This is a genomic window from Bacillus sp. 1A (assembly GCF_052682215.1).
This window is the reverse complement of record NZ_JBQYLZ010000001.1, coordinates 3,856,851-3,874,978: the sequence shown is the minus strand read 5'-3', so window position 1 is coordinate 3,874,978 and position 18,128 is coordinate 3,856,851. Positions and strand designations below refer to the sequence as shown.

At 34.6% G+C, this 18,128-nt stretch carries 21 protein-coding genes and 2 pseudogenes; 6 read left to right on the top strand and 17 right to left on the bottom strand.

Annotated elements, in window-relative coordinates:
• Positions 1 to 561: 561 nt before the first annotated feature.
• The 7 genes and pseudogenes from ACUN0F_RS19770 to ACUN0F_RS19740 form a co-directional block, all read right to left on the bottom strand.
• Positions 562 to 927: an anthrax toxin lethal factor-related metalloendopeptidase gene (locus tag ACUN0F_RS19770; RefSeq protein ID WP_445540836.1), complete on the bottom strand. Its 366-nt coding sequence runs from the start codon at positions 925 to 927 to the stop codon at positions 562 to 564.
• A gap of 98 nt (positions 928 to 1,025) precedes the next feature.
• Positions 1,026 to 1,268, bottom strand: a complete 243-nt coding sequence (locus ACUN0F_RS19765) for a hypothetical protein (RefSeq protein ID WP_445539995.1) — start codon at positions 1,266 to 1,268, stop codon at positions 1,026 to 1,028.
• Between the two features lie 557 nt (positions 1,269 to 1,825).
• The gene (locus ACUN0F_RS19760; protein ID WP_264461469.1) at positions 1,826 to 2,806 is read right to left on the bottom strand and encodes an alpha/beta fold hydrolase; all 981 of its coding nucleotides are present in this window, start codon (positions 2,804 to 2,806) and stop codon (positions 1,826 to 1,828) included.
• A gap of 185 nt (positions 2,807 to 2,991) precedes the next feature.
• On the bottom strand, positions 2,992 to 4,359 hold the full coding sequence (locus ACUN0F_RS19755; protein ID WP_445539994.1) for a sensor histidine kinase: 1,368 nt from the start codon (positions 4,357 to 4,359) through the stop codon (positions 2,992 to 2,994).
• Positions 4,356 to 5,030 carry a response regulator transcription factor gene (locus ACUN0F_RS19750; protein WP_223697909.1) on the bottom strand — a complete coding sequence of 225 codons (675 nt, stop codon included), beginning with the start codon at positions 5,028 to 5,030 and terminating at the stop codon, positions 4,356 to 4,358. Before ACUN0F_RS19750 ends, ACUN0F_RS19755 begins: the two co-directional genes overlap by 4 nt.
• A gap of 386 nt (positions 5,031 to 5,416) precedes the next feature.
• Positions 5,417 to 5,674, bottom strand: a pseudogene (locus ACUN0F_RS19745) (GNAT family N-acetyltransferase); the annotation flags it as partial.
• 137 nt (positions 5,675 to 5,811) lie between these two features.
• Positions 5,812 to 6,699, bottom strand: a complete 888-nt coding sequence (locus ACUN0F_RS19740; protein ID WP_264461467.1) for a LysR substrate-binding domain-containing protein — start codon at positions 6,697 to 6,699, stop codon at positions 5,812 to 5,814.
• Positions 6,700 to 6,840: 141 nt separating this feature from the next.
• Between ACUN0F_RS19740 and ACUN0F_RS19735 the strand changes: the two genes are divergently transcribed.
• A complete protein-coding gene (locus ACUN0F_RS19735; RefSeq protein WP_137036315.1) occupies positions 6,841 to 7,599 on the top strand; it encodes an NAD-dependent epimerase/dehydratase family protein in 759 nt (252 codons plus the stop codon).
• A gap of 219 nt (positions 7,600 to 7,818) precedes the next feature.
• Here ACUN0F_RS19735 and ACUN0F_RS19730 read toward each other — a convergent pair whose 3' ends face one another.
• The 4 genes from ACUN0F_RS19730 to ACUN0F_RS19715 all read right to left on the bottom strand — a co-directional run bounded on the left by ACUN0F_RS19730 (position 7,819) and on the right by ACUN0F_RS19715 (position 10,848).
• Positions 7,819 to 7,986, bottom strand: a complete 168-nt coding sequence (locus ACUN0F_RS19730; RefSeq protein WP_170969762.1) for a hypothetical protein — start codon at positions 7,984 to 7,986, stop codon at positions 7,819 to 7,821.
• 301 nt (positions 7,987 to 8,287) lie between these two features.
• Complete coding sequence (locus tag ACUN0F_RS19725; RefSeq protein ID WP_137036135.1) at positions 8,288 to 8,737, bottom strand: NUDIX hydrolase; 450 nt, start codon at positions 8,735 to 8,737, stop codon at positions 8,288 to 8,290.
• Positions 8,738 to 8,953: 216 nt separating this feature from the next.
• Positions 8,954 to 10,069 carry an NAD(P)/FAD-dependent oxidoreductase gene (locus ACUN0F_RS19720; protein ID WP_264461464.1) on the bottom strand — a complete coding sequence of 372 codons (1,116 nt, stop codon included), beginning with the start codon at positions 10,067 to 10,069 and terminating at the stop codon, positions 8,954 to 8,956.
• 125 nt (positions 10,070 to 10,194) lie between these two features.
• On the bottom strand, positions 10,195 to 10,848 hold the full coding sequence (locus tag ACUN0F_RS19715; RefSeq protein WP_264461463.1) for a YdeI/OmpD-associated family protein: 654 nt from the start codon (positions 10,846 to 10,848) through the stop codon (positions 10,195 to 10,197).
• Positions 10,849 to 10,991: 143 nt separating this feature from the next.
• On the opposite strand from ACUN0F_RS19715, the gene ACUN0F_RS19710 reads away from it, so the two are divergent.
• On the top strand, positions 10,992 to 11,165 hold the full coding sequence (locus tag ACUN0F_RS19710; protein WP_170969743.1) for a hypothetical protein: 174 nt from the start codon (positions 10,992 to 10,994) through the stop codon (positions 11,163 to 11,165).
• Positions 11,166 to 11,185: 20 nt separating this feature from the next.
• On the opposite strand, the gene ACUN0F_RS19705 is transcribed toward ACUN0F_RS19710, so the two are convergent.
• The 4 genes from ACUN0F_RS19705 to ACUN0F_RS19690 form a co-directional block, all read right to left on the bottom strand.
• Positions 11,186 to 11,953, bottom strand: coding sequence for an arylamine N-acetyltransferase family protein (locus tag ACUN0F_RS19705; RefSeq protein WP_264461461.1), 768 nt, complete (start codon positions 11,951 to 11,953; stop codon positions 11,186 to 11,188).
• A gap of 178 nt (positions 11,954 to 12,131) precedes the next feature.
• Entirely contained in the window at positions 12,132 to 12,656 is a 525-nt protein-coding gene (locus ACUN0F_RS19700; protein WP_264461460.1) for a MepB family protein, read from the bottom strand.
• 87 nt (positions 12,657 to 12,743) lie between these two features.
• Entirely contained in the window at positions 12,744 to 13,112 is a 369-nt protein-coding gene (locus ACUN0F_RS19695; RefSeq protein ID WP_000403464.1) for a DUF4180 domain-containing protein, read from the bottom strand.
• 202 nt (positions 13,113 to 13,314) lie between these two features.
• On the bottom strand, positions 13,315 to 14,007 hold the full coding sequence (locus tag ACUN0F_RS19690; protein WP_137036330.1) for an HAD family hydrolase: 693 nt from the start codon (positions 14,005 to 14,007) through the stop codon (positions 13,315 to 13,317).
• A gap of 307 nt (positions 14,008 to 14,314) precedes the next feature.
• Between ACUN0F_RS19690 and ACUN0F_RS19685 the strand changes: the two genes are divergently transcribed.
• Both ACUN0F_RS19685 and ACUN0F_RS19680 read left to right on the top strand, forming a co-directional pair.
• Positions 14,315 to 14,851, top strand: coding sequence for a DinB family protein (locus ACUN0F_RS19685; RefSeq protein WP_137036329.1), 537 nt, complete (start codon positions 14,315 to 14,317; stop codon positions 14,849 to 14,851).
• Between the two features lie 294 nt (positions 14,852 to 15,145).
• A complete protein-coding gene (locus ACUN0F_RS19680) occupies positions 15,146 to 15,328 on the top strand; it encodes a hypothetical protein (RefSeq protein WP_137036328.1) in 183 nt (60 codons plus the stop codon).
• A 74-nt stretch (positions 15,329 to 15,402) separates the two neighbouring features.
• On the opposite strand, the pseudogene ACUN0F_RS19675 reads toward ACUN0F_RS19680, so the two are convergent.
• Together ACUN0F_RS19675 and ACUN0F_RS19670 are read right to left on the bottom strand one after the other, a co-directional pair.
• Positions 15,403 to 15,504, bottom strand: a pseudogene (locus ACUN0F_RS19675) (hypothetical protein); the annotation flags it as partial.
• Positions 15,504 to 16,103 (bottom strand): undecaprenyl-diphosphatase, encoded by a 600-nt coding sequence (locus ACUN0F_RS19670; RefSeq protein WP_264461459.1) that lies wholly within the window; start codon positions 16,101 to 16,103, stop codon positions 15,504 to 15,506. The pseudogene ACUN0F_RS19675 and the gene ACUN0F_RS19670, both read right to left, overlap by 1 nt.
• A 531-nt stretch (positions 16,104 to 16,634) precedes the next feature.
• On the opposite strand from ACUN0F_RS19670, the gene ACUN0F_RS19665 reads away from it, so the two are divergent.
• Together ACUN0F_RS19665 and ACUN0F_RS19660 are read left to right on the top strand one after the other, a co-directional pair.
• A complete protein-coding gene (locus tag ACUN0F_RS19665) occupies positions 16,635 to 16,802 on the top strand; it encodes a hypothetical protein (protein WP_170968830.1) in 168 nt (55 codons plus the stop codon).
• A 312-nt stretch (positions 16,803 to 17,114) separates the two neighbouring features.
• Positions 17,115 to 18,071, top strand: coding sequence for an alpha/beta hydrolase (locus tag ACUN0F_RS19660; RefSeq protein ID WP_445539993.1), 957 nt, complete (start codon positions 17,115 to 17,117; stop codon positions 18,069 to 18,071).
• Positions 18,072 to 18,128 lie beyond the last annotated feature (57 nt).

Genomic DNA, 18,128 nt, shown 5'->3' with positions numbered 1-18,128 from the left:
TAACTAAATTATACCAAATGTCCTATTGAAATAAAGTCTGATTAAATCAAATAATATTCTATTAGAAGCAAACTTTAGTTTTTTATTTATCATGCTAGATTAGTAGTGATGTGGTTGCTCCCTCTAGATGTTCATACCATCCGTTCTTTAACTCAGAGAGGACTGGGCTTGCGCTTCCCAATCATTAGTTTCCCCACTTGACTTGGATAAAGGTGAAGGGCATTCTTAGCACCATAATATACTCATAATGTCCTGCTAGTACAGGATTGAGTATCATATCCACCGATTTTGGAAGGTAGTCTCATTGAATCGCTAAGATGTTCCTCTCTTGCCCTTAAATAGCTAGGACGTTCTTCATTGATTTTGGGAATACTTACGGTACCTATTACAACATCTCCTTTAATCATATTAACTAGATTTTAATTTTCCTTATCGTTACTGCTAAAAGGATTTACGATAGAGAGAGAATAATTCATTATATGATGTCCTTACTCGAAACTTATACTATTTTAATTTTCTACTATAAAGATCACTATTTAAATCTGAAAATCATAATTTAATTTATTTATTCTCTCTTACTAACCCTGTTACTTTTAATTTGTTTTTTATATATTGAACCGTTTCGGGTGCCTCATTTGCAATTCTTTCTCTATATTGAGTGTTAGGTGAAAACATATAACTAAATGTTGAGGCAAAGAATTCTACAGAATCTTGTTTCATATAATTTTCGATATGAATGTTATTTTTTTCTCTTTCATATAAATTTTTAAACTCCCTAGTGTGGCTCAGATCATTTAGTATTAGGTAATCAACTGCATGACCAAACTCATGTATTAATGTTTGAATCTCTGTTTCTGGAGCAGATTTAAATAACTCTAAATTTTTTAGTGTATCCAGCTCATATTTATGAGAATCTAGGTTTAGAATTAAATGTTTTTCGATACTATCATAATAAGCGAAAGTAGAGGCCTTACCTGCTCTCTCAAGCTTTAGTATGTCCTCAGCAGTATTCCAGTTAGAATCAGTTATATATATATAGCAGGATTAGAATTCATTCGTTCCAACGTTTTAATTAATAAATCACTGGGAACATTTTGAGCTAGTGTTTGCAAGAGTATCTCAGCTCTGTCCATAGCAAACGAAGCATTCAAGCTTTTCGTATGAACTTTTACTAATGTGTTTCTTAAAAGGCTTGGATTAATCTTAATTGGGCTTTCTATATTATTCTTAACACTTCTTTCTATAGCTTTTTTAAAAATTTCATTCATTTGATTCTCTTTATAATTAATTTGTCCTTCTACTTTTCGTAGGTTAACTAATTCAGCTTCAATTTCTATTACTTCCCTACCATTTTCTGTAACAATACGTTACCCTGTAACTTCAATCCCCTGATCTCTTTGAAGCAAAATATGTCCATTATTATCTAAGTAGCCGATACGTGTATCTTTGGGTAATTTTAAATTAAGTAAAATATATTCTCCGTTATTATAGGATTAAATTAAAACCTCAATCCCTTCAACCATTTGACTTTCGGCCCGTCCCGAACTGTCTACGCTTAAAGACTAAAGTTACCTTTAGCCCTCCAAGATTCGCTACGAGCGAATGGCTAGTTTGGAATCCCAACTGTTATATGATACGACCTAGGCTCGGTCGCACACCTGCCTCGTTAGTTAATATGAAAATGAAACCCAATGTCTTTCAGATGAAAGTATAATCTTGGTTTAGAAATATACAACTGTTTGAACATAAAAAAGACCATCGAAATGATGGTCTTGCAGACTGTAGACAAATGCATAAAATAACGGATGAGCCTTTCTCTGAACACTTACTTTACTTCTTTCATAAATAGTCTAACGTTTTCAGCGATTTCTTTGAATTTGGTATGGTGTAAATAATGGGATCCATCCATGGTTACTACTTTTCCATGTACCGAGTCTTTAATCTGCCCTTCATGTAGAGGTATCCATCCTGCTACACCTTCATTATTCGCTTGTACAAAGAGAAGAAGTGGAAGATATTTAGGGAAGGTTAAACCTTGAGCCCCTTTAAAATTAGACGAAATATGGTCCATCTCATTCAAGGTTGTGTCATTATACATGTTTTTATTCGAAATCATTTTCATTTGCTCTACGGTTTTTTCATCAAATGCCAGTCCAGCATAGGGGTCAGCACTGATTTTCATAGTCAATCTTAAGAGACCTGATTTTTTTAGATATGCAAACGTTTTCGACGGGAAATTGATATCCATACCCGGTTGTGTTGCAACACTGCTATCGATTCCGACAAATGCAGTCACCTCGTTTGGATATTTGTTCACATAATCAATTCCATAAATGCCTGTAATGGAGTGGCCCATGAGTATGTATCTGTTAATATTAAGCCGCTGTAGAGCTTCATGAACTTCACTTACCATATTCTCCGTGGTTCGCTCTTTTACAGTTTCATCACTTAATCCATAACCGAAAGGCTCTACCGCAACAACTTTGTAAAATGGAGATAATTCATCGATAAGAAGCTTAAAATCAAGCCCTGGAGTAGCTGTTCCATAACCAGGCAGGAGCACAATCGTTTCCTCGCCCTCGCCTTGAATTAACACATTCATGTTTTTCCCGTCTACAGATACGTGCTGCCCGTAGGGCACTATTCGTTTTTGCTCCGAATGGCTACTCATCACATTTGCGATATAAACAATACCTAAAAAAAGTACAATGGCTAGAACGATTGCTCCTATGATTTTAAGTAAGATGTTTCGTACTTTCTTTATTTTCATTCCACTCAGCGTTTTCTTTTCCTCTTGTTGTGTCACTGTCATCTTCTCCTGTCCTGATTTGTTTGTTTACCTTCCTTCATGTGCCTGTAATGAAACCTTAACCAATGAAGATGTACTCCCCATGACGACAATATGAACTGAATATGAACTGTCAAAAAAATGCTACGGCTCTATATGCAAGTAAGCTTGCATATGAGTCGTAGCATAGAGAATGAATCTAACTAATCTGTTGGTGTAGTGATTGGCAAGGTGACAATGAAGGTCGTTCCTTGACCAGGTTCACTTTTCACTCGGATGTCACCTTGATGAAGCGACACGATCTGTTTAACGATAGCGAGTCCCATACCACTTCCATCATACTTACGACTGTGGGAACGATCGGCCTTAAAAAAACGCTCGAATATACGCTTCTGGTCGTCAAGGTGAATACCAATACCAGTGTCGGATATTAGGATTGTCACGTTTTTGATATCTTGTTTGATGCTTACGTTAATCACGCCGGCATCCTCGGAAAATTTGATGCTATTTCTGAGGATATTCGTCCATACCTGATTTAACAAGTCATGATCAGCCGTTACTTTAACTGTCTGTAAATCAAGCTCGAAATGTATATCGCGAGCAGACCATTGTGGCTGGAGCGCCACGATTATCCGTCGGATTTGTTCATCGAGGCTGAGCGTGACGAGCCGCAGTTGCTTTGACTGCGATTCAAGCAAACTCAGCTTTAGCAGGCTGTCGCTCATTTTGGACATCCTTTTCGCTTCAGCGATGATAATATCAAGATAACGGCTTCGTTCGTATTCTGAAAGGTCAGCTTGCTTAAGCACTAGAGCATAACCGGATATCGAAGTGAGCGGAGACTGAACCTCGTGCGACACGTTCGTTACGAATTCTCTGCGCATCTGCTCAAGTTGCTGCAGATCGTGCATCATTTCTTCGAAGCTGCGAGCCAAAGTACCCAGCTCACTCGTTTGCTTAATATTCAACTTGACGTTGAAATCTCCAGATGCTATCCGCTTGGTCGCTTTTGTCAGCTTTTTGATCGGTCTTACCAGGAATACAGAGGCAACTAGAATCAATAAGCTTCCTGCAATCAACGAACATGTTGCAAAGACCAATGCCCATTTTGTGACAAAAGAGGCTGAAGGAGGGGCGAGCGCTTCCAAAAATATCGCTTTCGTTCCCATTTTCGTTTTCAACGGCAACCCTAAGAGGACCGTGGCAATACCATTAGGAGTGTCCTGAACAACACCTCCATCTAATACTTTCTTTAGTTGCTCCATCGTCACAGGCGCAGGTTTGTGTCCGTGAAGTTTACCGTAAGACTTGCACTGACCCGTTGCTTCGTAAATTCGAATATAATAAGAATCGAGCTGCTTCATTTCACTTACGAACAAGTCCGCTTCATGTAACGGAAGGGTCTTGTAAATCCGGACGATGTCTTGGCCAAAGTTACGTAAGTTGATTTGAGCGTTTTCGTTCAATTTATCTTCGAATATCCAAGTTGACACCAAAAAAGAAATGATCGTGCCCCCGATGATGGAGACTAAAAATGTCAGGACAACACGTATATATAAGGATCTGATCATTCATAAACCTCAAGCCGATACCCAAGCCCGCGCACCGTTTCGATCCGAAAATCGGGTGTTGTCGCGAACCGCTCACGCAGTCGTTTAATATGTACGTCTACCGTTCGATCATCTCCGGCGTAATCGATACCCCAAATCTGATCGATCAACTGCACGCGCGTATAGACTTGTCCGGGTGTTCCAGCGAGCTTATACAGCAATTCGAACTCCTTTAGCGGCAACGTAAGCGACTCCGTCCCTTTCATCACCTTATAGGTCTGTCGATCAAGGATGACGTTCCCGAAATGGATCGTCTGCGTGGAGCCAATCTTGTATCGTTTGAGTAGTGCCCTAACACGAATCGTCAACTCTAAAGGATCGAATGGTTTGGTTAAATAATCGTCCGCCCCAAGTTCGAAACCTTTCACTTTCTCCCATGTTTCTCCTCTCGCAGTCAGCATAAGTAAAGGTAAATCAGGATTGGCTCTTCGGAGCTCCTTGCTTAACGTCCAACCATCCATAATCGGCATCATAATGTCAAGTACGACAAGATCGACATTCGTTGAGGTGTAGACGGCCAGTGCTTCCTTGCCGTCCGCTGCTTCAGCTGTTGCGAATCCGTCGTTGCGTAGAAATAAACAGACGAGTTCGCGAATGTTCGCATCGTCGTCAGCAACTAGTATAGTAGGCATCGGTTCCCTCTTTTCCCTGTATTCCACCGCATTATTTCAAGTAATCATTATACTATAAATTAACACGTATGTTGATTAACCAAAGTAATACAGTTTCTTGATTTATCGACCTGTAGAATTCAAGTGTTTCTTTCAAACTAATTTGCCATTCAATTGACAAGGCTTCATAATGAAACAGGCGTGTGAAACCTGCAAATGACAAGCGTTTGTTTTGTCTTTTAGCCTTGTGCACGAAGAAATTTCAGCAAAGCATAGGCAATTATAGCTGTGAATAACTGATTGAACAACGCATTGGATGTTGTGCCAAACAATACGGGAACGTTCAAATTCAACTAAATCCAGCAGAAAAATGATTCAATTGCCCAGCGCGATTTGTACATAGCGGCGATTCCTTCGGACAGATAGATTGGTAGAACGCACATTCCCCAAACTACTCTAGTAATTACACCATCTGAAATAACACGTCCCATACCCACTAATTATTTTTCATCAAATGCGTAAATGGCGTATCAGCTTTGATTGCACATTCGTTCCCAATCATTACTTGTTAATTTAAGTGAATTCCATCATAAAGATTCATATAGGTTTAGTAATTAATCAAAGTTATTAGGGTGTTCTGTCATATAATTTATATATATTACCATATAATTACCTCCTAATTTTTGTATATTATAGTTTTACATCGATACATAATATATAACTTTTTCTCATTGCTTCTTGAACTAATCTGCTCCGTTCAAGAAGAACCATATCAGTTTAAATAACTCAGATTTTGGCAAAATTAAATTGATTCAAATGATACCCACCTTTTAGTAATCTCAGAAAATTTTTTAGTCGCGAGTGATGTTGGTTTTCTTATAGCTAATCCGATAGTTCGATAGCTATCACTTTCAAGTGGAATGGCTGCAAAAGAAATTTTTGATGTCGGTATAATCATTTCTGGTAATATACTAATTCCTAGATTATTCTCCACCATGGAGATCACTGAGTATTCATTCATATTTTCGAATCGAATATTGGGGCTAACTTTATTCTCCCTAAATATTTTTTGAATATCATCATAACACTGATATGTTGGCATAATAAAAGGTACATTTTCTACTTGTTGCATTGATAATTGGTTTTCCTTACATAATGGAGATTGGTTGGATACAACACATAAAAGTCGATCCCTCTTCAATTGTACGATTTCAAAGGATTTTTTTAATGATTCAAAGTAAGTATCATTATTAATAAATCCACAATCTAATCTCCCGTTTTGTAACCAATTCTCAACCTCAGCATAGTTTCCTTCCAGTAATTCGATTTCAATATTCGGAAACTTTTCCTCCATTTTTTTAAGAATACCAGGAATCCAGTTTTTGGAGATGCTCGAAAAAACCCCCACTCTTACTGTTCCTTTTTGGAACCCATTGATAGCGGCTACTTCCTGCTTCAGCATGTTGTTATAGTATAAAATTTTCCGAACGGTAATTAAAAGCTCATCTGCATTTTTGGTCAATGTTAAAGTAGAGTGATTACGAATAAATAAAGGAAAGGAAAACTCTTTTTCCAAACTGCTAATTGCATGACTTACAGCAGATTGGGTAAAACCTAACACTTCTGCTGCTTTTGTAAAACTATTGAGTTCTGCCACTTTGTTAAATATTTCATATTTTGTTAAAGTCACTATTGTCCTCCTCATGAATTTTATTCATGTTTCCATTATATTTCTTCGTTTTATTTAATGCCATTACCAACATATAATAAGTGCATGCTCTATTATATACCCTTGACAAGGGATGTATTTTTCATGGAAGGATGAAGTGAAATGCAAAAAATTTTAGTTACAGGTGCTGCAGGTAGGATTGGCCAAGATGTTACAAGGTTCCTAGATAAGCAAGGGAATTACCAGTTACGGCTAGCAGATATTAACTTATCTGCTTTAGAAACTTTTAAAGATACAAATCATGAAATCATATATTTAGATGTTTCTGATTTAGCTGCTTGTCAAGAATTTACGAAAGGTATAGATATAGTTATACACTTGGCAGGTAATCCTTCGCCAAATGCTGATTTTTATGGCTCCTTATTAGAAACTCATATAAAGGGAACCTATAATATTTTTAGAGCGGCTAGTGATAATAATGTATCCAAAGTGATAGTTGCTTCCAGTGCTCAAACAATTGAAGGCTATCCTTTGGATTATCAACCACATGCTTGTTCACCCACGAGACCCAAAAATATGTACGGGGTAAGTAAGTGTTTTGCAGAGGCTGTTGCTTCTTATTTTGCTTATGAAGAAGGGTTACAAAGTCTTGCTATTCGTATAGGCGCATATGATGATTATAATCCATATGGTAAACCACTAACAGCTAGAGATATGAGTGCATACTTAAGCCCAGAAGATTTTATGGACCTTCTCTTAAAGTCGATGACAGCAAAGAACTTACCTCCATTTTCAATTTTACATGGTGTATCTAACAACAGGTTTAAACGAATTGATATTGAAGGAACAAGAAAGTTAGTTGGTTATAGCCCAAGTTCTGATGCTTTTGTACTAAGTGGTATTAAGTTCTTTGATTCTTGATAAGGGCATATTTAGAAAAGAGATTATATTATTGTTATTTAGCTTTTATTTGTTCTATTTTCAATAGCTACAGTTTCTATAATCATAAATATTCCAATTTCCCCAGATAGAGCACACTATTCTTCTGCCTCATTTGTGGAACAACTCTATTGTCACCACTAGTTCCACAGATGTTCTTTTCCTTTTCAACATAATAGATACCCCTTTAGACAATCATATCTAAAGGGGGAAAACCAAGCTCTGTTCTGCTAAAACACTCGTTAGTTGAAGAGCAGAACTATTATTCCCAGGCATAATCCCTATCACTTCTAATGTGTCCGTGTCCACAAATACAAGTGGTGCAGCAAGTGCATCTACTATCGTAACTACAAATAGTTCTTTACCCACATATGATTTATCTGAATTTTCGTAACTTTAATCAGCCGTAATTTTTTCACCGACGCATTTTCCCATTCATTTACCTGGTAAAATTCAGGATTCCAATCCTCTTGTTCCATATAATCCAATACCGCATTTCTGACCTCGGTATCTATTTCATTTTCTTCCACTTCATTGTTTGTACAACCTGTACTAAAATCACTATTTGGTAAAAAAAACAACACTAAGAAAAATAAAATCCTTGCTATATATGAGGTGTAACAAGGATTTTTTAATTGCTCAATTCTTGTTACACAAATATCTTTGTTAGCTAACACTTTAATTGCTTTAATAGTCTTTTGTTTAATTCCCACAATGCTGTTTTGTTGCTATCCCAATTCAAAAGCGTTACTGCTTCCTCAAAGCATAACCATTTATAATTGGAGTGTTCTCTAGATAATGAGATGTTTTTTGTAGGGACTTTAACTCCAAAAGAAAATTCTTTTATTACATAAACCTCTTCTCCCCAAAGGAATCCTTCAACTACATCCTCTACTGGTAGTGAAGACACAGAATCTAATTTTATATATGGACATTCTCTTGTAATACCAGCTTCTTCAAACGCTTCCCGTTTTGCTGCTTCAATAGGAATCTCACTGTCTTCTCCACCACCAGCTATTCCTTGCCAATAACCATAATCACTTCGGTTAAAAATCGCATATTGAATAGAATCATCAATTTTTATATAAGGAAATACCAATACTTGATATGGTGCTCTCATTACTTAACCTCCTCTCGAAAATAAGCTTTAAATAAATATGAATAAAGAGCAAACATCACAATTCTACATTAATAATGCATGTTTATGATGTCAGCCCTCTATTTTTAAAGCATTTTATTTTTCATAAACAGTCTTACTCTTAACGGAGAAAAAAACTGCGTATTTCCTATCGAATTTGCTTAGCGTGTTTTTTCTAAATGTTAACAGTACTCCATGTTATTCAATTGCACCAGCAACGTCATAATCATTTAAATCTAATTCACTTGTTTGACCTAGCGCTAGTTTAGCTAATTCTGACCCTAAATATGGACCGGCAGTTAAACCTGAAGCACCTAAACCGTTTGCAACGAGAATACCTTCAAAGTTAGGAAGTGGCCCAATGACAGGTAAGAATCCTGGTGTAAATGGTCTAAATCCAACTCTCGTTTCAAGCATAGTACTATCTTCTAAACCAGGTGCAACTGTTAATGCTTTATGGAATACTTCATGTAAACCGCCTGCCGTTACACGGTGATCGAAACCAGTATCATTCTCATGTGTTGCACCAATTACGACATGACCATTGTCAAATGTTAAAATGTATTGATCATTTGGCGGCATAACAACTGGCATATTTTCGGTTGCTGTATTTTCCGTTTGCAAATGAACAATTTGTCCTTTTTGGAACGTAACTAAGAAATTGATTCCTAATGGATTCAAGATTTCATTCGCCCATGCCCCTGCAGTTACAATTACCTTTTCTGCTACCATTGTTTCGTCATCTACTTTAACTCCAATAATATGATTACCTTCACGGACTAATACTGCGTCTCCTTTTATAAAAGTTGCGCCATGTTTTTTTGCAGCACTTATTAATGCGTTACGTAATGATCTTCCGTTTACTCGTGCAGCGCCACTAATATGAACAGAACTGTATTCTTCTGATAATGCCGGGAATAATTTTTTCGTTTCTTCAGCTGATAAGCGAGTGATTTCACCAATCTCTGGTGCATCTTCACGTCGTTTATAAGCGCGCTCTTCCATTTTATCTAACTTTTTCTCATCAGTATGTAAACTAATTGCACCTACACGTTTGTATCCTGTATCCGTTTCACCGTCTGCTTCTAATTGCTGAATTAAAGAAGAATAGTAACGTGCACCGCCTTTAGCAATTTTATACCACGCTTTATTACGACGCTGTGAAAGCCATGGACAGACAATACCTGCTGCTGCATCAGTTGCTTGACCTACTTGTTGACGATCCACGATAGTAACATTCGCACCTGCTTTTGCAAGATGATAAGCAGTAGACGCCCCTAAAATACCAGCTCCAACTACAATATATGATTTCATTTCAAACACCTTTTCTCTTTTGCTAATTATTAAAATATAAGAACATCCCTTAGTATACTGGAAAGACTCCTTTGTTCAATGTGCCAAGCGCAATTAATTGTTGCATAATTGTGACTTTCCTAGTCTTACTTTTTCTTTTTACGAAATAATTCAATTGTTTTATATCCTTGTGAAAGAATTTCAATCATTTTCTCAAGACGTTTTTCACGTGTTTTTTCTTGTTTTACAGAAAATAAATTACGAGCCCAATCTTTTTGATATCCAGGTGTTAAACTTTGATAAAACTTAAGTTCATTTGGATGATTAGCTAATAAAGCTTCAACATCTTGAATTCTATCTGCATAATCAGCTACACATTGACTCATAGCCGGCGTTTTCTTCTCTTTTTTCTTTTCACGCTTTAAGCCTACAACAGTAAAGATATCATCCATACTTACCATTCGTGCAAATTTAATATCACTCTGTCCTACATACCCATCTTCGTCAACGCTTAATGCAGGAAACATCTCATCACGGTGAATAAACGTACTATAACGAGAATTACCTTTTTTCGGATATGCGAAGAATATGTAGCCTTTTTCAATTAGTAATTCTTCATTACTAATAATATAATTCGTTTGTTTCACCATTTCATCAAGTGTTTCTACAAAAATAAAAATGGCATCGTGTTCTTTTGAAAATGCAGTTTCTTTTCCTGTGAAAATGTCATAATCACTTGGTTCGTTAATAACGACCATATTTGTATACTTATTAAGTTTCAATTTATCAATAACTGACATAATAATCTTCCTTTACATTCAAAATTCATTGTACATACTTTATCGTACTGTTCTAGTGTATTATATGTATTAAGAAAATCAAACTTTAAATCGTATTATTCTGCTGCAAAAGAACATAATTCTTTACTAGATGGGGTGGTTTTATGCCATATGTAATCCGAGATGAAGGGCTAGTTTTACAAGGGGATGATGGAAAAGAACCAATTTTTCATACATATGAAGAAGCTGAGAAAACATTAACTATACCGCAGTTTCCGAAACATATTAGAAGAAAACCATTTACACCAAAAATAATAAAGATAGCCGCTTCTGAATAAGAACCGGCTATCTTTATTATTCATAACTTAATAGCAAATAAAGTATATAAAAACTCTTTATATTGATCTTCTGTAATTTCACGCTTAGTTTTTTCCCCATGAATAATTTCGGTTAAACTTGTATTCGTTAATGAAATATGGCCAGAGTTCGTCAACTTCACTGCAATTGGTCCTTTATTAAAAATAGACTTCTCATCTTCTATCACTCTTCTTTGAACATCATTTACTATTATCTCATCAATAATATGTTTATAAAAAGCATGACAAACTTTCCATTCTCCAGCAGCATCTGTTCTTTCTAAAACATAATTTCCTTTACTCGTATCTTTCCGTCTCACCCGGTACGAACCATTTTTTGAAGAAACCGACTCGCCAGTAAAAGGTACAGGAACAAGAGGTACTAACGAAGCTATACCTACATCAATTAAATACTGTACATTATCATAAGTTAAAATAATTGTTATATGGCCATCCTCCAGTGCCCATGCATTTATATCATTTTTATACACCGTACCTAATGCCAGTTGTACATCATAGCCACAGTCTCTTAAGAAATAGTAAAAAAGGGTATTTAATTCGTAGCAAAGTCCACCACGGGAACTAGTTAAAATTTTCTCTCGTAAGTTTTCCAGAGAGATTTGATTCGTATTTCGTGCTATAACATCTAAATTCTCAAATGGTATAGTATGCGCAAACGAAAAGAGTATGGTAGGTAATTCTTCAAACGTTACATCATTACGTTTTTTAAGATTTAATCTTGTGAAAAGCTGATCTTGTAAACTTGTCATATTTAGCACCCCTTAAAAATTTATAAGTTTAAATAATATATGCTGATTGTAAATTTTAAGGGGCACTGTAACAACGTACATTTCATTTAACTGTACCGGTACAAAAATTACGATTCACATAGGAGGCGTCATTACACATGTTTTTTTGTAATCACTTCTTTTTGTGGCAAACCAAAAGCTACGAATATAAATTTAATAGTTTATCTATAGGCAAACTATTACTATCACTTAAATCAACAAAATATTGAAGTTGCCACGTTTGGCTCTTTTTAGCTTGATTACTAGCAGTGGTATCCCAAACAGGATAAATTCTCATTGCCATTTTCCCTGTTTGACTTTGTGTTCTCAATATTTTTTCTTTAAGAAGGATCTCTTTAGGAAAAATAAATTGTCCTAGTTTATTATCAGCAATACAAGTGATTACTAATAAATCAGGAGCAGCTTCATAAGAGAAAGCTCTATTTCGCATATTTTCATCTTTCTCCCAAAAAGAAACAAATTGACCAATTTTATTAGGTGTAACTTTTGATTTTCTAAAACGAATGGTTTTGTTATTTAAATGGAATAAACATCCTGCATATTCTGCGTTTTGCTTTTCTTCTTTTAGATTCGTAATCATTAAGTTGTTAGGTTTGTAAACTATATTATTTAAATTTTGGATTATATTATTAAAATTGTTCAAGAAAACTCCCCCTTTATTCATCTCTTAGTTTACCACAAACATCAGTTCTTCTATATCGTATATAATCATGAACTAAGTGAAATGGGGGAATTTAGCAGGATATAATTATTACTTTAATGTACTTAGTTTTTCAATTGCTTGTTGTTCAGTTGCTAAGTAAAAAATGTCATTCCCTTTATTACATTCATAAATAAAATCCTTTAAGCTTTTACTAGTATACATAGAGAAATCTCCAACAATAGCAATCTTTACCTTGTAGTTTATAAACTTTTGAAGGATATCGCCCGCAAGCCGTGTTTTTAGATCAAAGAAATCTTCACTTATTAAAGATTTATGGATAATAATATGTTTCGCATCTACCTCATATTGAACTGTTGCCATAGTATCTAATGCAGACTGAACATCCGATATTAATACCTTATCGTTTCTAATGACCGCAATATTGATTCCATCGATTACTACTTTCTTTATTTCCATAGTCCCACCCCTTTATAATTTACACAGTATGAGTAAAATTATTTTAAAAAACTTTGTATTAACCATAGATTAAATTAGCCGCAACTATTAAAATCGCCACTATTTTTTATTGTAAATATCTATTTTTTATTACTAATACGGTCAATGAAATTAATGATAGTTTCTCTTTTTTATATTTTTGAATATATATATGAAAGTGCTTTTACTTGTTATAAAAATATTGTGGAGTAACATAACTTAACAAACTATCCAAAGTGTTAATCTCGGCATATGGTTGTATTTTGGTAGTATTCTTGATTTTCTGAGGGTTAAACCACACACCTTTTATATTTGCATTTTGAGGACCAGCAATATCCTTTTCTAAGTCATCCCCAACAAATAATACATCTTCTGGTTGCACATTTAGTTTATTTAATGCTAGTTCGAATATACGTTTATCAGGTTTACTAACTCCCACTTCTTCAGAAATAATGATTGTATCAAAGTGATTGTTTAAATTCGTGTTAATTATTTTAGCCGTTTGCCTCTGCGTTGAGCCATTTGTTATAATTCCAACTTTAAAGTGCCTTTTTATTTGATTTAAGAAATGAATAGTATTTTGGTCTATTGAAAAACATTTAGGGAAATTTTCATTCCAAAAATCTTGGATATAATTGTGTGGCAATCTATATTTTGGCGCGAATTCATCAAATAATGATTCTAAAACTATCGTTTTATTACTAATGCCGTATTCCCTTTTATCGTATTCTTTGAATTTCTGTAACATATTGTTTTTGACTGTATCACTAACATCCTCATAACATTTTTCTAAAACTAATAAAAACAAGTTATCTACTGCCTTATCCCTATCAAGTAACGTATCATCTAAATCAAACAGCATCGCTTTATAACCCATCAAATAATTTCACAACCTTTCTATATTTCTTAGTTATCATCAGAAACACACGAAAAAGCAATTAATTTCAAAGAACTTGTAAAGAACGATATTCTAAGTGTAAAATCGAATGTCCTTTTTCTGTTTATTATTTAATGTAAAAGCAAACTATTTCAACTTGTTATGTAAGTTTGTAAATCCCTTAGAAAAATACAATATTTTAGTTTCGGTAGCAGGTGGAGTTTTTAATTTCAATTTAAAATTTTCAGATTAATTTGAAACACTTTTATGATAAGCTGTAATTAAAGACTAAAAAAGGATGATTTGTATGCAAATAAGACCAAAAGCAAGTGAATATAACCCCTATTATGCAACGTATATTAACTTGGTATCAGACGGAAATATCATACATATTCTAGAACAACAAATAAAGGAAACGAATCTTTTATTAAAGGAGATTTCTGATAGTGAGGGACTTTTCCGATATGCTCCTACTAAATGGAGTATAAAAGAAGTAATCGGTCATATAGCGGATACAGAACGTATTATGGCGTATCGATTGCTATCTATCGCTCGAGGCGAGAAAGCAGAACTTCCAGGGTATAACGATGACATGTATGTTCTTAAAGCTACTTTCAACAAGCAATCTATGCAAGAACTTCTTGAGAATTTAATAGTAGTTCGCCAATCTACCGTACATTTACTTAAAAGTTTAGATAAAGACGCTTGGTTACAAAGAGGAAATGCGAACAAATCTGAAGTTACAGTTCGTGCATTAGCATACATCATCGCTGGTCATGAGCTTCATCATCTACAAATTATAAAAGAACGTTATCTTGGTTCTAATGCATATCCAGTAAGTTAATAATTGAAGAAAAAGAGTCCTATTTATGTGAGGCCACTGAAAAAGTGGTTACTTTGAAAAAATAACACGCATTTTATCAATATGTTGAATTTTAAAAGGATCCCATCACCTGTATATAGTAGGTGGTGGGATCCTTTTTCTTATAAAGTGGAGTTTTTCAGTGCCCTCATTTATGCAGGGCTCTTTTTCAATATTTATAAAATTCACCACATAAGATGCAAACTAGTTCTTATACATAATTTTCTTCAGACTGATATACTACAAATACAAAGTTTCTATAAAGGTGATGATATTATGTATGAACAACAAAATAATAGGGATAGAGATCAAAAAATGATGTTTTTTATGCAAGGAGTTCCCACAAATAAAGTTAACATGAATCAATTACCAAAATGGATTAGAATCTTAGGCTATTGTGCGTTTGGTTGGATGATACTATTTAGTTTAATTATGATTGTAAGTTTAATTCTGCAATAACGATACATTAAAATGTTAACGGGACTGTATTTAAATCATACGTCCAGGTAATAAATTATCTTATTACCTATTCATATCCATTCCTTTTCGTCTTCATGTATATGAATAGGTACATTGAATGTCTCGATCCATTCAACTTGTGGAAAATAGTAATGAGGATGAGAAAGAGTTATACTCAAAATTCCTTTGAATTGTTTTTGGATGGTAAAACATGTTTCTCTACTCTTTCATATAGAGTAAGCAATTGATTGATAATAGAAAATTTCGGTATTAACCAATAAGAAAACAATGCTGAAACACATCCTATTAAAGCCCCTATTGCAACATCAAAAGGATAATGAACCCCTACCCAAATACGGGAAATTGCTACACAAAATGCAAGTATAAGCCATAACCATCCAGTTTTTTTACGAACAAGCCAAAATGAAAAACAAATCGAAAAAAAGAGTATCGTATGGTCACTAGGAAATGAATTATCTACAGCATGTTCGACAAGTTTATTCACATCAGGCAATACTGCAAACGGTTGATAATTCAGATGAAATTTCCCCGCTATTTTTCCAATCACCTCAGCAATTACAAAAGCAACCATCGCTTGAATAATCAACACCCTACTTTTTCTGGCCCCGTTAAACCAATAAGCTAAAATAATTAAAGCAAAAATATATACCATATATTCTGCCAAAAATACCATGGTTGAGTTTAGGAATGAATATTGTTTACCTAAATCATTAATTGCTCGAAAAATATCAATATTGAATTGAGAAAAAGACATTTCAAATCCCTCCTTTTTAGTAAGGTGTTTTACTGATTGCCATACACCTTCATTACATGAATAGTTTTGGTTATTGTACGCATCTAAAAATATCAATCTCTCATGAGAACGCTTTCCTCTTTTTCACTTTAATAAAAAAAGACAAAGGAAAACATCGAACTTTCTTACAAACATTCGAGCATTCTTACAGTTTTGTCATTTTTCATGTTTACTGAAGAATCTAAAGTGGCGTTTAATCCTGATACTTATTATACTGGTAAGAGCCCTTATACAGCGGTGTATGGTGGTTCAGGAACATTCACATAATCGCACCTGCAATCGATACAATATAAATAATCATTTGTGAAGTTGAGGAGATATTTTCGATAAGACTAATCATAAAATTCATTTTTTCTTACCTCCTTGATAGCTTAGTTATCTAGAGTTTATATGGAGCTAATCGGTAGTTTATCTAGAGATATAAGGAGTTTATATGTAGTTAGTTAAAGTCCTATTGCAAAGTTTTGTATCATCAATACAGATGAGGAAATTGTGAAAGCATATTGCGGAGAGAATGGAATTAAACATGTAGCTGGAAATAAAGATGATTCAGCGGATGAACTTCATACAGTTATTAAAGAAGCTACTAATAAAGTAAGACATAACTCTTATACAATTCCAAAATTAATCAACCTTCATTTAAGGAATACAAATGTATGAATTCTTACCGAGTATGAATTCGAACAGGTATCATTTGCAATATGTCATTAAAATAAAAAAGATCATCACTTGGTTTAGTTAGAAAACTAAGTGTACATAAATACAACGACATGAAAACACTTTGTTCCTAAATCCACTACTTATATTATTGGTTGCGTGAAACTCCTTCTTGAGAAAGGTTTTAATTTCCGAATATTCTGTTGACCGTTATAACATATTCAATTTACAATTTAATTGTGGTGTTCTTTCACAATTAAACTACTTAGAATACACTTCATTTATTTGAAAACAATTACAAATAGAGGTGCTAAAATGAAAAATAGAGTAAATCCAGAATTATTACAAGGGTTAGAGATGTTTCCAGATCTCGATTTACGCCCGGAAAACTTGCAATCAATCAGAGAAGGAATAGCCCAAATGAGACCACCTACCGTTGTTGATGAATCCCTTTCGTTAAAAGATGAAGTCATTGTTGGACCTGATGATAATCCGTTACCATTAAGAATTTATCGTCCAAAATCCAATAATGAATTTTCACCTGTTTTATTATGGATACATGGTGGTGGTTATGTCTTAGGGTCTATAGATGATAACGATGATACTTGTATGAGGTTTGCAAAAGAAGCTGACTGCGTGGTCGTATCTGTAGACTACCGCTTGGCTCCTGAACATTCTTATCCAGCACCAATTGAGGATTGTTATGCAGCTTTAAAATGGATTGCTGATAATGCAGAGTCATTAAACATTGATTCGAATCGAATTGGTGTTGCTGGTGTGAGCGCAGGTGGTGGACTAACAGCAGCACTGTCATTATTAGCCCGAGATCGAAAATACCCTTCAATTTGTTTGCAAATGCCACTCTATCCAATGATTGATGACCGAAATAATACACCTTCGGCCAATGAAATTAAAGAGGGATTTGTTTGGAATCAAAAGGCAAATGAAGCTGGTTGGAAAATGTATTTAGGAAAAATGTATGGAACGGATCAAATCCCTGCCTATGCAGCACCTTCTCGAGCTGAGGATTATAGTGGCTTACCATATACCTACACATTTGTTGGTCAATTAGATCCATTCCGCAGTGAAACATTAACCTATGTAAGCAATCTAGCGCAAGCTGGTGTTGATGTCGAATTTCATTTATATCCAAATGCCTATCACTGGTTTGAAGGATTGAATCCAAATGCCGATGTATCTATTTACGCTGTGAACGAAATAGTACAAGCAATAAAAACTGGTTTCAAAAGAGTATCTAAGGTTGAAGCTTAATCCCTTTACAAGAGAAACATTCATGAATAGTTTACATTGGTGAGTATTTATTTAAAT

Excerpts from the sequence above, each read along its gene's own strand:
- ACUN0F_RS19700 (WP_264461460.1), bottom strand. The coding sequence starts at position 12,656 with ATGAATAAAGGGGGAGTTTTCTTGAACAATTTTAATAATATAATCCAA.
- ACUN0F_RS19705 (WP_264461461.1), bottom strand. The coding sequence starts at position 11,953 with ATGACAAGTTTACAAGATCAGCTTTTCACAAGATTAAATCTTAAAAAA.
- ACUN0F_RS19670 (WP_264461459.1), bottom strand. The coding sequence starts at position 16,103 with ATGTCTTTTTCTCAATTCAATATTGATATTTTTCGAGCAATTAATGAT.
- ACUN0F_RS19690 (WP_137036330.1), bottom strand. The coding sequence starts at position 14,007 with ATGGGTTATAAAGCGATGCTGTTTGATTTAGATGATACGTTACTTGAT.
- ACUN0F_RS19750 (WP_223697909.1), bottom strand. The coding sequence starts at position 5,030 with ATGCCTACTATACTAGTTGCTGACGACGATGCGAACATTCGCGAACTC.
- ACUN0F_RS19715 (WP_264461463.1), bottom strand. The coding sequence starts at position 10,848 with ATGTCAGTTATTGATAAATTGAAACTTAATAAGTATACAAATATGGTC.
- ACUN0F_RS19685 (WP_137036329.1), top strand. The coding sequence starts at position 14,315 with ATGCAAATAAGACCAAAAGCAAGTGAATATAACCCCTATTATGCAACG.
- ACUN0F_RS19695 (WP_000403464.1), bottom strand. The coding sequence starts at position 13,112 with ATGGAAATAAAGAAAGTAGTAATCGATGGAATCAATATTGCGGTCATT.
- ACUN0F_RS19755 (WP_445539994.1), bottom strand. The coding sequence starts at position 4,359 with ATGATCAGATCCTTATATATACGTGTTGTCCTGACATTTTTAGTCTCC.
- ACUN0F_RS19720 (WP_264461464.1), bottom strand. The coding sequence starts at position 10,069 with ATGAAATCATATATTGTAGTTGGAGCTGGTATTTTAGGGGCGTCTACT.
- ACUN0F_RS19765 (WP_445539995.1), bottom strand. The coding sequence starts at position 1,268 with ATGAATGAAATTTTTAAAAAAGCTATAGAAAGAAGTGTTAAGAATAAT.
- ACUN0F_RS19725 (WP_137036135.1), bottom strand. The coding sequence starts at position 8,737 with ATGAGAGCACCATATCAAGTATTGGTATTTCCTTATATAAAAATTGAT.
- ACUN0F_RS19680 (WP_137036328.1), top strand. The coding sequence starts at position 15,146 with ATGTATGAACAACAAAATAATAGGGATAGAGATCAAAAAATGATGTTT.
- ACUN0F_RS19710 (WP_170969743.1), top strand. The coding sequence starts at position 10,992 with ATGCCATATGTAATCCGAGATGAAGGGCTAGTTTTACAAGGGGATGAT.
- ACUN0F_RS19735 (WP_137036315.1), top strand. The coding sequence starts at position 6,841 with ATGCAAAAAATTTTAGTTACAGGTGCTGCAGGTAGGATTGGCCAAGAT.
- ACUN0F_RS19660 (WP_445539993.1), top strand. The coding sequence starts at position 17,115 with ATGAAAAATAGAGTAAATCCAGAATTATTACAAGGGTTAGAGATGTTT.